Here is a 12395-nt window from a genome sequence, read left to right on the forward strand (position 1 = left end):
GATTGTGGCGGATCTACAGCTCGATCACAGTGCCGTCCAACGGCACCTCGACCCCGGCCTCGCGCAGCTTCTCCGACTCCGGTGACGTCGGGTCCAGCACCGGGTTGGTGTTGTTGAGGTGCGTGTAGAGCCGGCGCACGCCGGGGAACCGCCGCAGTTCTGGCAGCGAAGCCGTGATCGGCAGGTGGCCCATCGCGGCCTGGCCGGACGAGCTGCCGGTCGCCGACCCCATCTCCGAGGGAGCGTAGAAAGTGCCGTCCAGCAGAAGGCAGTCCGCCCCGGCCACCACCTCGTCGAACCCGTCGGGCCACGACGCCAGGCAGGGCGCGTAGACCAGCACACCTCCGGAGCCCAGGTCCTCGAAGCGATAGGCGACCACCCAATGTCCATCCACAGTGGACGAACGGGCGTACTTCGGGCGCTTGCCGCTGATCGGGATCGCCGAGACCCGCAGCCCGGACACCTCGAAGGTCTGGTCGGCCTCGACCTGACGCCACGCCACCGGCGCGTACCCGTCGATCACCGTGCGCAGGTCGAACTGGTCCTTCAGCGCGTGCAGGACCGTGCCCGGCGCCCACACCGTCAGTCCGGCGCCGCCGCGCAACGTCAGCAGCCCCAGCGTGTGGTCGAGCTCGGCATCGGTGAACAGGGCGCCGCGCAACGGGGTCTCCCGCGCGCCGGGGCCGGGGTTCAGCAACGCGCACGCGGCGATCTGCGTGCGGATGTCCGGGGAGGCGTTGACCAGCCACCAGTCGGTGCCGTTGCCGCTGATCGCCAGGCAGTCCTGGGACCGCGAGGGCAACGAGCCGGAACGGGCGCGCACGCACAGAGCGCAAGCGCAGTTCCATTGCGGGAAACCGCCACCCGCGGTCGTGCCGAGCAGAACCGCCTTCACCGCATCTTCCTCATCGCCATCGCGGGAACCTCGGTCGGTGTCATCTCGGTCTCCAGGATCAGGTCCACAGTGGACCGCGCGGGCGACAGCGAGCAGACGGGATCGGTCGCGGCCGCGTCACCGGTCAGCTGGAACGCCTGGCAGCGGCACCCACCGAAGTCGATCTCCTTGCGCGGGCACGAGCGGCAGGGGTCCTGCATCCACTCGAACCCGCGGAAGGCGTTGAACGACGGCGAGTCGTGCCAGATCTCGTGCAACGACGAGTCGCGCACGTTCTCGATCTGCAGCGACGAGATCACCGTGGCGGCGGGACAGGGGAGCACGTCGCCGTTCGGGGCCACCGTCAGCTGCCGGGCACCCCACCCGTACATGCAGGGTTTCGGGTGGGCCTCGTGGTAGTCCGCGATGACGTAGACGATCTCCATCCGTCCGCGCAGACGTTCCTGCGCCGCGGCCACGACCGGGTCCGCGACGGCGAGCTGTTCCCGCGTGGGCAGCAGCACCGCGCGGTTGCGCAGCGCCCAGCCGTAGTACTGGGTGTTGGCGAGCTCCAGGCGCTCGGCGCCCATCTGCTCCGCCATCGCGATGATGCCGGCGATGTTGTCGAGGTTCTGCCGGTGCAGCACGGTGTTGACCGTCAGCGGCAGGCCCTCGTCGAGCACGTGGGCCGCGGCCTCCACCTTGCGGTCGAACGCCTTGATGCCCGCGATCCGGTCGTTGCCGTCACGGGTCGCGTCCTGCAGGGAGAGCTGCACGTGATCAACGCCGAGCGAGGCCAACAAACGCAACCGGTCGCGCGACAGGCCGACGCCCGACGTGACCAGGTTGACGTAACAGCCGAGGCTGTTCGCGTGCTCCACCAGCTCGGGCAGATCGGGACGCAGCAACGGTTCGCCGCCGGACAGGTGGATCTGCAGACAGCCGAGCGCACGGGCCTGGTCGAAGACGCGCCGCCAGTCCTCGGTCGACAGCTCGGCGTCCCGGCGGACCAGCTCCAGCGGGTTCGAGCAGTACCCGCACTGCAACGGACACCGGTGCGTCAACTCGGCCAGCAGGCCGAAAGGTGCCTCAGCCATCGACGTCCACCACCCTTCGTTCGACCATGCGGGCCACCAGCGAGGCGATGTCCTCCGGCTCGACACCGTGGTACTCGTCCGCCAGCAGCACAGCTATGTCGCCGACGGATCGAACGCCGTCGCAGAGCGCCACAACGGAAGCAGCGGTCTCGTTCAGCACCAGCACGCCCTCGGGGAACAGCACGACGTGCGCCTCCCGGATCTGGTCGTAGGTGCACTTCACGCCGCGCCGGATCCGCGGCACGGCGTCCAGCGCGACGGCGGTCGTCACGGCCTGCCCTTGCCCGAGTAGTAGTCGACCGCGTCCAGCACGGCCCGCAGCACGTCGCACTTGAACGACAGCGCGGAGACGGCGGCCAGCTGCTGTTCGCGGGTCAGCGAGTGCTCGACCACGATGTCCAAAGTGGCCTGTCCCTCACCGGCGACCGCCTTGATGCGGTCGGTGAAGTAGGCGAAGCCCTCCTCGGCGATCCACGGGTACTGCTCCCGCAACGCCGCCAAACGCTTGCGCATCAACGCACCCGAGAACATCTCGGTGAGACCCGACGCGATCCCGATGACCCACGGCTGGGTGCGCGCGAAGTTCACGTAGGCGTCGACGGCGAACCGCGTGCCGGGCAGCACGTGGCGTTCGTCGAGCACCTCCTCCCTGGTCAGTCCCACGGCTTCGGCGAGACGGATCCAGTTCTCCGCGCCGCCCTCGCCCGGCTGCGTGCCGTCGTGCCAGATGATCCGCTCACGCCACTGGCGGCGGATTTCCGGCGACGGGCAGTTCGAGAGGATCGCGGCGTCCTTCTGCGCGATGCAACGCTGGTAGTACCAGCGGTTCGCGGCCCACGCCTGCAGCTCGTGCTTGCCCAGCTGGCCGGCGTGCATGCGCAGGTGGAACGGATGGCTGTCCCAGTAGCGGGGTGCGAGGGCACGCAGTTCGGCGACGAACTCCGCGGGCGCAACGGCAGTCATGGTCGGAACTCCTCCAGGAACGACGCGGGACCGGGGCTCCCGGCAGTGTGCCGAGAACCCCGGCGCGATGCCTGACGTCAGCTGCGGGCCGCGTAGGCGGTGACCTCCATCGGCGTCTCGAAGTCGCGGAAGTCCGGCTTGACCCACTCGCGCTTGACCTCGGGAAGCTTCGTCTCGGAGGGGATGGTGACGGCAACGTTCATGGCGCAACTCCTCGGGTTTCCTGCCCGCATGCCCTGGTGGGCAGGCAAGCGCTTTCCGTTGGGGCGCGGCGGCGACTCACACGGTATGTCTTCCAGACCGCCAAGGTCTAGACCGTCCACGAAGTTACCCGAAGTCATCGGAGGGAAATCGTCTTGTTTCGCCCACCAGGCAGCCGGGAATACCGGAACCTCCGACCACTGTTGCGGGCCAATGCGATCTGTGATTGCGTAAACACGCCCTGCAACGCCGCCGCCGCAGACACTCACGAGCGGACCAGAAGGAGAGCACATGCGTGCTCGTCGTATCGCAGCAGCGGCAGCCTGCACTGCCCTTGCCGCATCCCTGTGCGCACTTCCCGCGTCGGCCCAGGAAGATCCCTCCGTCCTGGCGGAACGGACCCTCGCCACGAAGCTCGACATCCCGTGGGACATCGAGTTCCTGCCGGACGGCAGCGGCATCTTCACCGAGCGGGACACCAGGAAGATCAAGAAGATCCGTGGCACGACCGTGACCGACCTGGACACGGTGGAACAGGCCCAGACCACGGGCGGTGAGGGCGGCCTGCTGGGCCTCGCCGTGTCGAAGAGCTTCGCGACCGACAACTCGGTCTTCATCTACTACTCGACGGCGAGCGACAACCGCGTCGCCAAGCTGCAGCTCGGTGGCACGCCACAGCCGATCGTCACGGGAATTCCCAAGAACCGCTACCACAACGGCGGCGGCCTGGAATGGGGTCCGGACGGATTCCTGTGGGCCACCACGGGTGACGGCCAGAACACGGCCAACGCGCAGAACTGGAACTCGTTGGGCGGCAAGGTCCTCCGCTTCGACACCGCGGGCAAGCCCGCTACCGGCAACCCTCGCGCCGGCAGCGTGGTCTACTCGATCGGCCACCGCAACGTCCAGGGCATCACGTGGATCGGCAGCACCGCGTACGCCACGGAGTTCGGCAACAACACGACCGACGAGATCAACCGCATCGAGGCCGGCAAGAACTACGGCTGGCCGACGTGTGAAGGCAACTGCAACACCGCGGGCATGACCAACCCGGTCAAGACGTGGTCCACCAGCCAGGCCGGCCCGACCGGCATCGCCTTCTACAAGAACGCCCTGTACGTCGGTGCGGTCACCGGCAAGCGCGTGTGGAAGATCCCGGTGAACGGCACCACGCTCGGTACCCCGCAGGCGGTCTTCACGAGCTACGGCCGCGTGCGCGCGGTGGCTCCGGCGCCGGACGGCACGCTGTGGCTGGGAACGTCCAACCAGGACGCGAACGGCTCACCGGGCGCGAACGACGACCGGATCATCTCCACCGACGGCTAGTCACCAGTTGCGAGCAGCGGGCATCCGGCGGAGCTGGTCGAGCACCGCCGGATCCTGCAGCTGCATCCACTGGATCACCTCGGTGTAGGTGGCGCACACCGTTTCCGGCTCGTCGCACACGAACTCCAGGAACTGCTCCATCGCGGTCGAGAACGCGTCGCCGTTCCACTCGTTGAAGTGGTTGCCGACGACGATCGGCGCGCGGTTGCCGTTGAGCGCGGCCTGGTGCACCGACTTGTAGGTTTCGAGGACGATCTGGGCGAAGTCGGCCGCACGCCAGGGTTCGTTCTTCGCCTGGTTGAGCGCGTACCAGAGGTTGAAGTCCATCATGACGACCCGCTTGCCCAGCCCGGGTACCTGCACCTCGGGCATCGGGAACTCGTACAGTCCGTTTTGGACGGTCGGCCACTGCACGCCGAGGGCGACCTTGCTGGTGTCGTAGACGAGGCCGTTCGCGGCCATCGCCGGGAAGGCCTGGTCCCAGTTGCCTTCCAGGCACGGCGTCCGTCCACCCCGGACGGCGTCGGCGGGAAGGTTCAGCCCGGCGGCGCGCGCCTTGTCGACGATCTGCTTGAACTGGGCGAGCTCCGCGTTCCAGGCCGCGGTGTCCCACTTGTCGACCGACGGCTGGGTGCCGTTCGAGCAGAAGTGGCCGTTGTAGTGCGTGCCGATCTCGTGGCCGTCGGCGATCACCTGGTTCAGGTAGTCGATCCGGGAGGCGACGTCCTGCCTGGAGCCGCCGAAGTCGATGTCGGACAGGCCGCGCTTGAGGCCCGCCGGCGGCTGGTACTGGTTCTTGTCCGGGTCCGCCAGCATGTAGACGCCGGACAGCAGGCCCGTCACGTGCGCGTTCTTGGCCTTCGCGATCGGCAGGACCTTGTCCCAGTGCTTCTTCGACACCGCGCCGTCGAAGGAGAAGAGCACGAACTGCGGAGGCTTCTCACCCGGCGAGAGCTTGTGCATCCAGGACAGCTTCTGCACCTGCTCCTGCGTGGGCGCAGGCACCGTCGGGATCGGCCCCGTGTCCTTCGGAGCGGGCAGCCGGGGTGCCATCGGCAGTGGACCGGAGTCCGCCTGAGGCGTCTGGTCCCGGTGCGGCCCGAGGGTCATCACCACCACCAGAACGAGCACCAATGCCAAGCCCGTGGTCAACCATCCCCACCGTTTCACACCTTAGGAGACGACTGATTACCCGAACGGGTTGCGCGAGGTGCGCGATTGGTCACTGAACGGGTTCGGCGATGACCACTCTGTTCGCCTCGTACCCCTGCTGACCGCCGATCCACGTACCGCCACAGGTGACCAGGACCAGCCGGTGCGGACCACGCGGCCCGAAGAACTCGACGGCGCGCGCCGGGAGCTCCTCCTTGCGGACCGTCTCGATCTGCTTGATGCGGAACTTGAACTCCTTGCCCGCGCTGTCGGCGATCGTGACCTCACGGCCGTTCTGCGCCTGCCACAGCTCCGCGAACGGGCCCTTCGCGCCCTTCCAGTCGACGTGCCCTGCCAGCACCGTCGCACCCTCGGCACCCGCGAGCTCGGTGCCCCACCACGTCGCCTCGCCGATGCCGTCCGGCACCGGCAGCACGCCGTCCTTGACCTCCTTGCGCACCAGCGTCGCCGAACCGCCGGAGGGCAGCCGCACGGAACCCGGACCTGCCTTGGGCGGCGCGGGCTGCTGCGCGGTCGGACCGGGGTCGGGCGGCGGCTGCGCGTTGGCCGTGTTCGCCCCGCCGATCAACCCGGTGAGGTCGGGACCGCGGCCGGTGCTCAGGCTGTCCGCCACCGGCCCCGGTCCCACCACCGGGATCTCGTCCGCGACCGCGTGCCCGGCGAGCACCTCGGTCTTGGACGTGGTGACCAGCACGCTGGCGGCGGCCACACCCGCCACCAGCGCACCGGTCAGAAAAGCCTTGGGACTCACTGCCTGCGCCACACCAGGAAGCCTGCCAGCGCGGCACCGAGCAGCACCAGGCCACCCACCGTCAGCATCAGACCCGGACGCAGCTGAGTGTCGAACGACGCGGTCGCGACCGGCGTCTGGCCGTCCGCACCCGCCGGGATCGTGCTCGGCACGACCGGCTTGTTCGGCTTGTTCACCAGTTCGAGAGCGAGTGTCTGGCCCGCGGCGAGCGTGCCGCACGCGGACGGTGGCGCCTTCGGGTCGAAGAACTCCTCATAACCCTTGGGAGCGGTCACCTCGACCAGGCAGATGTCCTGCGGGGTGCGCAGGTCCGGCACCTCGACCGTGCCGTCGGCGCCGGTCTGCAGCACCAGCGGCTTGCCGTCCGTGCCGACCAGGTCCGTGTCGTCCTGCTTCTTGGCCGGGCTCGTCTGGTCCTTGGCCGTGACGCGCAGCGCGACGCCCGCGATGGACTTCTTGGTCTCCGAGTCGATCTTCGTGATCTTCACGGCGCCGGGCGCGGTCTTGGCGGTGGTGTTCGCGGCGGCGTTCAGTTTCTTCTCGCCACCGGTCGTGACCATGCGCTGCATGTTGTCGGTCTGGATCGGGAAGTGCACGACCGGCTTGTCGGCGGGGGAGTCCGCGACGGCCGCGATCGACGGCTTCGGGCCCGTGGCGATGACCTTCACGGCGGCCGGCTGGCCGTCGGGGCCGGTGGTGGCCGTGCCGCTGGTCGCGCCGTCGGCGAGCTTCGCGTCGGTCAGGGTGAAGGCGATGGGGGCGTTCGTGACGCCCTTGTCGTTGGCCTTGACCAGCGACAGGGTCCAGGTGGACTCCGTGTCGATGATCAGCGGTTCCTTCGGCGCGGTGGCGGTGAGGGTCCACGGGCCGCGGTTGGCCTCGGCGTCGGCCTTGATGCGCGCCACGGTGTCCATGACGGCAGGCGGCAGCTTCGAGGCGTAGAACGCCGCGTCGTAGGCGAGGAACTTCGCGTCCCCGTTCTTGGGATTGAGGTTCACCTCGCCGTCGACCGGGGAGGTCCAGGTGTGCAGCAGGTGCGCGAGCGCCGCGGCCTCTTCCGGCGACTTGGTCGTGGAGTAGCGCAGCAAGAGGTAGGAGATGTTCGCCGCGATGTCCGGGGCGAGGGCCTTGCCCGCCTTGGTGAGCAGCGCGTCGCCTGGTTTGTAGCCGACGGTGCTGTCCGGCGCGGGCAGTGCGTACTGCACGCACCACACCTGCTTGTCCTGCCAGATGTATGACCCGTGCCACTCACTGCCCGGTGTGGCGTTGGGCTGGGTCGCTGACGCGTTGTGGCCGATGCCCTTGACGCCGATCGCTGACGCCGTCGCAGGAACGGTCAGGAGCGCGAGCCCCGAAACCATCGCCACGGCGGCCAGACGTTTCCAGCCCATTTTAGATCTTGATCCCCTCTGACCAGTGTTGATCCCGCGTGCGAGCTTGTCGGTCCCCCACACCGGGGACAAGCCGCCACGAGGGGGAAGTCTCGCGCTACGCAGGGTGTGACTGTGAATGAAATGTGACGTGGCTTACGTCTTTAGGGTTAGACACGCCGCGACACGCCGTAGTCACGTCACGCTCCGGAGTTAGCGCACTATTTGCGCACGTGTGATCGTCGTCGGGGGTAAAGTCGCCTTTACCGATGGGGAACATGGCACCGAGCGTGCTCGTTGAACCCAGTGACGGCGTAAAGCAACGCCACAGGAGGACCAGGTGCGCTCGAGCAGCAACCCGGCTTTCCGTAACCTGCCGACCGGCGGCGGGTACGGAGGCTACGCAGGCTTCGGCCAGCCAGACCAGGCCGGCTACCAGCAGGCCCCGCCGCCGCTGACCAGCGAGCGGCCGATGACGATCGACGACGTCGTCACCAAGACCGGTATCACCCTCGGTGTCGTCGCAGCAGGCGCCGTCACCACGTTCGTGACCGGCCTGTACTTCCTCGCGTTCCCCGCCGCGATCGTCGGCCTCGTGCTCGCGCTGATCATCATGTTCAAGCGCAACCCGAGCCCGCCCCTCGTGATCGCGTACGCCGTCGCAGAGGGCATCTTCCTCGGCGGCATCAGCTACATCATCGGTCGCGCGCTCGACAACGTGGTGCCGGGCAACGGCATCGCGGTCATCGGCCAGGCCGTGATCGGCACGCTCGGCGTGTTCCTCGGCATGCTCGTGGTCTACAAGACCGGCGCGATCCGCGTCACGCCGAAGTTCACCAAGTGGATCACCGGCGCCATCATCGGTGTCGGCGTGCTGATGCTGTTCAACCTGATCCTGAGCTTCTTCAACGGTGGCGGCGGCATCGGCATCCGCTCCGGCGGCACGATCGCCATCATCTTCAGCCTCGTCTGCATCGGCCTCGCGGCGTTCAGCTTCCTGATCGACTTCGACGCCGCCGACCAGGCGATCCGGGCCGGCGTGCCGGCCAAGTACGCGTGGCAGATCGCGTTCGGTCTCACCGTCACCCTGGTGTGGCTGTACACCGAGATCCTGCGCCTGCTGTCGTACTTCAACTCGGACTGACGCTTCGGGTGTGCCGAGGGGCGTTCCGCTGCGGCGGGGCGCCCCTTCGGCGTTGAGGGGGAGATGGGGATGACGAAGAGGTTCGACGAGGGCATGCGGTTGATGCGTCGCAAGGGAGAGGACAGGGAAGCCGGCTTCTCCCTGGTGCAGCGGCACGCCGAGGAGCACCTCGACGAGTTGATCGAGGCGTTCAGGGCTGAAGGGGAGGGGCAGAACATGCGTGTTCTGCTGCTCACGCTGATCGGTGAGGCCCGCTCGCCCGAGGCCTTGCCGATTCTGGTCGAGCACCTGGACCACGAGGACGAGTCGATCGCGGGATGGGCTGTTCAAGGCCTCGAGATGCTCGACACCAAGGAAGCGCGAATCGCTCTCTACCGTCATCGCGCGAACAACGCGCACAACTGAGGGGGAATTCATGGACTCCGCATACCGGCTCGTCATGGAACCGCCATCGGTCGACGACTACCTGCGCCTGCGCAAGGAATCCGGACTGAGCGCGCGAACCAGGGAAGAAGCCGAGAACGGCATCAACGGCGCATGGGCCAGCGCGATCGTCATTCACGTGGAATCAGGAGAAACCACCGGCATGGGCAGAGTGCTCAGCGACGGTGGCTGGTACTTCCACATCATCGACATGGCGGTGCTGCCGCATCATCAACGCAAAGGCATCGGCGACGCGATCATCACCGCGTTGCTGGACCACATCACCGAACGGTCCCCGAACGCGTACGTCAACCTGCTGGCCGACCCGCCCGGCCGTCGTCTCTACGAACGGCACGGCTTCACCGAGAGCGCACCGGCGAGCGTCGGCATGCGGCGGGTCTAGACCCGCCAGCGCACGTCCGGCAGTTCGGTGCCCACCTTGATCAGGCAGTCCATGCAGAGAGAACCCGCCTGCGCGCGCGACACCCGTTCGTCGGGTACCGAGTGTTCGCAGACGGCCTCGTAAAAGCTGCGGGTGTCGTTGGCTTGGTCCAGGGAGAAAGCATGGCATTGCAGGTCATATTCGCTTTGCCACCACACGTAGGGCATGTCCGACCCCTCCTTGCTCATCGGTAGGGACGGACTTCCCCTCGCCTGATGACGTCATTGCGCGACGATTCATCTCATCGGCAGAAAGGGGGCAGGCAAGTAGCTCCGTTCGGGTGAAGCGGAGCCACTTGCAAGCGTCAATTTGCAGATCTTGAGCGAAAGCTCAGCTCAGGCGCTCGATGACCATCGCCATGCCCTGACCGCCGCCCACGCACATCGTTTCCAGACCGAACTGCTTGTCGTGGAACTGCAGCGAATTGATCAAGGTCGTGGTGATGCGCGCGCCGGTCATGCCGAACGGGTGGCCGACGGCGATCGCGCCGCCGTTCACGTTCAGCCGGTCCAGGTCGATTCCCAGGTCCTGGTAGGACGGGATGACCTGCGCGGCGAACGCCTCGTTGATCTCCACCAGGTCGATGTCGGAGACCGACAGGCCCGCCAGCGCGAGTGCGCGCTTCGAGGCCTCGACCGGGCCGAGGCCCATGATCTCCGGCGACAGGCCCGAGACGCCGGTCGACACGATGCGGGCCAGCGGCGTGAGGCCGAGCTCGCGGGCCTTGGTGTCGGACATGATCACCAGGGCCGCGGCGCCGTCGTTCAGCGGGCAGCAGTTGCCCGCGTTGATGCGGCCGTTGGGGCGGAAGACGGGCTTGAGCTGGGAGACGGCCTCGTACGTGACGCCGGCGCGCGGGCCGTCGTCGGTCGACACCACGGTGCCGTCGGGCAGCGTGACCGGCGTGATCTCGCGGGCCCAGAAACCGTCCGCGATGGCCTTCTCGGCGAGGTTCTGCGAGCGGACGCCGAACTCGTCCATCTCCTGTCGCGAGATCCCCTTGAGCAGAGCCAGGTTCTCGGCGGTCTCGCCCATCGGGATGTAGACGTCGGGCACGACGTCGAGCGAACGCGGGTCGACCCACTCCGAAGCGCCGGAGGCCTTGGTGGACGCGGTGCGCGCCTCGGCGTCGGAGAACAGCGGGTTGTGCGTGTCCGGCCACGAGTCCGAGCTGCCCTTGGCGAACCGCGACACGGTCTCGACGCCGGCGGAGATGAACACGTCACCCTCGCCCGCCTTGATCGCGTGCAGGGCCATGCGCGTGGTCTGCAGCGAAGAGGCGCAGTACCGGGTCACGGTCGTGCCGGGCAGGTTGTCGTACCCCAGCAGCACGGAGACGACGCGCGCCATGTTGAAGCCCTGCTCGCCGCCGGGCAGGCCGCAGCCGAGCATCAGGTCGTCGATCTGCGCGGGGTCGAGCTGCGGCACCTTGTCCAGTGCCGCGCGAATCATCCGCGCCACCAGGTCGTCGGGCCGAACGTCCTTCAGCGAGCCCTTGCCCGCACGGCCGATGGGGGAGCGGGCGGCGGAGACGATCACGGCCTCAGGCATCACGAAACTCCTCGTTGAGAGTCAAGGTTGCCTTCGAGCCTAGTTAACGCCCGCTCACCCCGGCCAGGGCGAGTGACGAGTATTCCGAAACTCATGCGTGCCGCTTCTGTAGCCACCCCGGCACGCGAGAGGGCCGCACGGCCAGGGCCGCCGCCGAGCGCAACGGCAGCACGGGGGCGATCCAGCCCGGCCACAACCCCGCCACCTGGCACAACGGCGCCAGCAGCACACCGGCCGCCGCCTCGTAGCCCGCGGCGCTGGGGTGGAAGCGGTCCGAGCTGAACATGTCGGTGTGCCGCGCCATGAACTCCGGGGCCAGCAGATTTCCCAGCGGCACCGGCACCCCGCCCGCCCGGCGCACCGCGGCGGTCTGCGCGGCCGCGAGCCGCAGGCTGTACTGCCGCCCGACCAGCCGCAACGGCTGCGGGATCGGCCGCACGATCCCCAGGTCGGGGCAGGTGCCGACAACGACGCCGCAGCCGGCCGCGCGCAGCTTGCCCACCTGTTCGGCCAGCAGCCTGGCCGACTCGGCGGTGCCCATCCGCGACGTCACGTCGTTCGCGCCGATGATGATCAACGCGACCTGCGGCGCGTCCAGCACGGCCGCATCTACCTGCGGCACCAGGTCACGGGTGGTGGAGCCGCTGATGGCGTACGTCGACAGGCGCACCGGCCGTCCGGCCTCCTCCGCCAGCGCCTGGGCCAGCAGCACCCCCGGCATCTGCGAGGGATGGGTCACACCGACCCCCACCGCCATCGAGTCGCCGAGCACCGCCAGCCGCAGCGGATCGCTGCCGTCGTCGAAGTACACGCCGTCCGGAGCAGGCCAGAGATGTTCCAGCACGCCGATGGCCACCCGCGCACGTCTGCCCTGCTCAGTGAGCAGTCCGACCAGCGCGCCAGAGAGGCCTCCGAGCGTCGCGGCGGTCATCGCCACCGCCCGCAGCGTCCTGAGTCCGATCATCCGCAACACCCCCTTTCCAGATGAATCGTCGGTTCCGCTGTTCGAATTAACCTCCGCCGCCACTAGAGCTAGGCTTCGTCCCGCTATCTCGGAGAGTGGGAGCAGGGGAGTAGATA

15 protein-coding genes are annotated in these 12395 nt (G+C 68.0%); 4 read left to right on the top strand and 11 right to left on the bottom strand.

Going from position 1 to position 12395, the window contains the following annotated elements:
• Nucleotides 1-13: 13 nt before the first annotated feature.
• The 5 genes from pqqB to pqqA form a co-directional block, all read right to left on the bottom strand.
• On the bottom strand, nt 14-895 hold the full coding sequence (gene pqqB, locus ACSHWB_RS18265; RefSeq protein ID WP_439663209.1) for a pyrroloquinoline quinone biosynthesis protein PqqB: 882 nt from the start codon (nt 893-895) through the stop codon (nt 14-16).
• Nucleotides 892-1971 carry a pyrroloquinoline quinone biosynthesis protein PqqE gene (gene pqqE, locus ACSHWB_RS18270; RefSeq protein WP_439663210.1) on the bottom strand — a complete coding sequence of 360 codons (1080 nt, stop codon included), beginning with the start codon at nt 1969-1971 and terminating at the stop codon, nt 892-894. Before pqqE ends, pqqB begins: the two co-directional genes overlap by 4 nt.
• Nucleotides 1964-2242, bottom strand: coding sequence for a pyrroloquinoline quinone biosynthesis peptide chaperone PqqD (gene pqqD, locus ACSHWB_RS18275; RefSeq protein ID WP_439663211.1), 279 nt, complete (start codon nt 2240-2242; stop codon nt 1964-1966). Before pqqD ends, pqqE begins: the two co-directional genes overlap by 8 nt.
• Entirely contained in the window at nt 2239-2934 is a 696-nt protein-coding gene (pqqC, locus tag ACSHWB_RS18280) for a pyrroloquinoline-quinone synthase PqqC (protein WP_439663212.1), read from the bottom strand. Before pqqC ends, pqqD begins: the two co-directional genes overlap by 4 nt.
• Before the next feature lie 77 nt (nt 2935-3011).
• Complete coding sequence (pqqA, locus tag ACSHWB_RS18285; RefSeq protein WP_439663213.1) at nt 3012-3137, bottom strand: pyrroloquinoline quinone precursor peptide PqqA; 126 nt, start codon at nt 3135-3137, stop codon at nt 3012-3014.
• Nucleotides 3138-3426: 289 nt separating this feature from the next.
• Between pqqA and ACSHWB_RS18290 the strand changes: the two genes are divergently transcribed.
• Entirely contained in the window at nt 3427-4461 is a 1035-nt protein-coding gene (locus ACSHWB_RS18290; RefSeq protein WP_439663214.1) for a PQQ-dependent sugar dehydrogenase, read from the top strand.
• Here ACSHWB_RS18290 and ACSHWB_RS18295 read toward each other — a convergent pair whose 3' ends face one another.
• From ACSHWB_RS18295 to ACSHWB_RS18305, 3 genes are all read right to left on the bottom strand, one after another.
• Nucleotides 4462-5613, bottom strand: coding sequence for a polysaccharide deacetylase (locus tag ACSHWB_RS18295; protein ID WP_439663215.1), 1152 nt, complete (start codon nt 5611-5613; stop codon nt 4462-4464).
• Nucleotides 5614-5683: 70 nt separating this feature from the next.
• Nucleotides 5684-6397: a sortase domain-containing protein gene (locus ACSHWB_RS18300; RefSeq protein ID WP_439663216.1), complete on the bottom strand. Its 714-nt coding sequence runs from the start codon at nt 6395-6397 to the stop codon at nt 5684-5686.
• A complete protein-coding gene (locus ACSHWB_RS18305) occupies nt 6382-7776 on the bottom strand; it encodes an MSCRAMM family protein (RefSeq protein WP_439663217.1) in 1395 nt (464 codons plus the stop codon). The genes ACSHWB_RS18300 and ACSHWB_RS18305 overlap by 16 nt, the downstream gene beginning before the upstream one ends.
• Before the next feature lie 319 nt (nt 7777-8095).
• Between ACSHWB_RS18305 and ACSHWB_RS18310 the strand changes: the two genes are divergently transcribed.
• From ACSHWB_RS18310 to ACSHWB_RS18320, 3 genes are all read left to right on the top strand, one after another.
• Nucleotides 8096-8899, top strand: coding sequence for a Bax inhibitor-1/YccA family protein (locus ACSHWB_RS18310; protein ID WP_439663218.1), 804 nt, complete (start codon nt 8096-8098; stop codon nt 8897-8899).
• 69 nt (nt 8900-8968) lie between these two features.
• Nucleotides 8969-9304, top strand: a complete 336-nt coding sequence (locus ACSHWB_RS18315) for a HEAT repeat domain-containing protein (RefSeq protein ID WP_439663219.1) — start codon at nt 8969-8971, stop codon at nt 9302-9304.
• 10 nt (nt 9305-9314) lie between these two features.
• Nucleotides 9315-9725, top strand: a complete 411-nt coding sequence (locus ACSHWB_RS18320; RefSeq protein ID WP_439663220.1) for a GNAT family N-acetyltransferase — start codon at nt 9315-9317, stop codon at nt 9723-9725.
• On the opposite strand, the gene ACSHWB_RS18325 is transcribed toward ACSHWB_RS18320, so the two are convergent.
• From ACSHWB_RS18325 to ACSHWB_RS18335, 3 genes are all read right to left on the bottom strand, one after another.
• Nucleotides 9722-9931, bottom strand: a complete 210-nt coding sequence (locus tag ACSHWB_RS18325; protein ID WP_439663221.1) for a hypothetical protein — start codon at nt 9929-9931, stop codon at nt 9722-9724. The genes ACSHWB_RS18320 and ACSHWB_RS18325 overlap by 4 nt on opposite strands.
• A 163-nt stretch (nt 9932-10094) precedes the next feature.
• A complete protein-coding gene (locus ACSHWB_RS18330) occupies nt 10095-11315 on the bottom strand; it encodes an acetyl-CoA C-acetyltransferase (protein WP_439663222.1) in 1221 nt (406 codons plus the stop codon).
• A 91-nt stretch (nt 11316-11406) separates the two neighbouring features.
• A complete protein-coding gene (locus tag ACSHWB_RS18335) occupies nt 11407-12279 on the bottom strand; it encodes an SGNH/GDSL hydrolase family protein (RefSeq protein ID WP_439663223.1) in 873 nt (290 codons plus the stop codon).
• Nucleotides 12280-12395 lie beyond the last annotated feature (116 nt).

The sequence above is a fragment of the Lentzea sp. HUAS TT2 genome (assembly GCF_051853195.1).
Taxonomy (GTDB): domain Bacteria; phylum Actinomycetota; class Actinomycetes; order Mycobacteriales; family Pseudonocardiaceae; genus Lentzea.

What these genes read in the sequence shown, in the direction of transcription:
- ACSHWB_RS18315 (WP_439663219.1), top strand. Translation starts at nt 8,969, where the DNA reads ATGACGAAGAGGTTCGACGAGGGCATGCGGTTGATGCGTCGCAAGGGA.
- ACSHWB_RS18305 (WP_439663217.1), bottom strand. Translation starts at nt 7,776, where the DNA reads ATGGGCTGGAAACGTCTGGCCGCCGTGGCGATGGTTTCGGGGCTCGCG.
- pqqE (WP_439663210.1), bottom strand. Translation starts at nt 1,971, where the DNA reads ATGGCTGAGGCACCTTTCGGCCTGCTGGCCGAGTTGACGCACCGGTGT.
- ACSHWB_RS18335 (WP_439663223.1), bottom strand. Translation starts at nt 12,279, where the DNA reads ATGATCGGACTCAGGACGCTGCGGGCGGTGGCGATGACCGCCGCGACG.
- ACSHWB_RS18330 (WP_439663222.1), bottom strand. Translation starts at nt 11,315, where the DNA reads ATGCCTGAGGCCGTGATCGTCTCCGCCGCCCGCTCCCCCATCGGCCGT.
- pqqA (WP_439663213.1), bottom strand. Translation starts at nt 3,137, where the DNA reads ATGAACGTTGCCGTCACCATCCCCTCCGAGACGAAGCTTCCCGAGGTC.
- pqqC (WP_439663212.1), bottom strand. Translation starts at nt 2,934, where the DNA reads ATGACTGCCGTTGCGCCCGCGGAGTTCGTCGCCGAACTGCGTGCCCTC.
- ACSHWB_RS18325 (WP_439663221.1), bottom strand. Translation starts at nt 9,931, where the DNA reads ATGCCCTACGTGTGGTGGCAAAGCGAATATGACCTGCAATGCCATGCT.
- ACSHWB_RS18320 (WP_439663220.1), top strand. Translation starts at nt 9,315, where the DNA reads ATGGACTCCGCATACCGGCTCGTCATGGAACCGCCATCGGTCGACGAC.
- ACSHWB_RS18290 (WP_439663214.1), top strand. Translation starts at nt 3,427, where the DNA reads ATGCGTGCTCGTCGTATCGCAGCAGCGGCAGCCTGCACTGCCCTTGCC.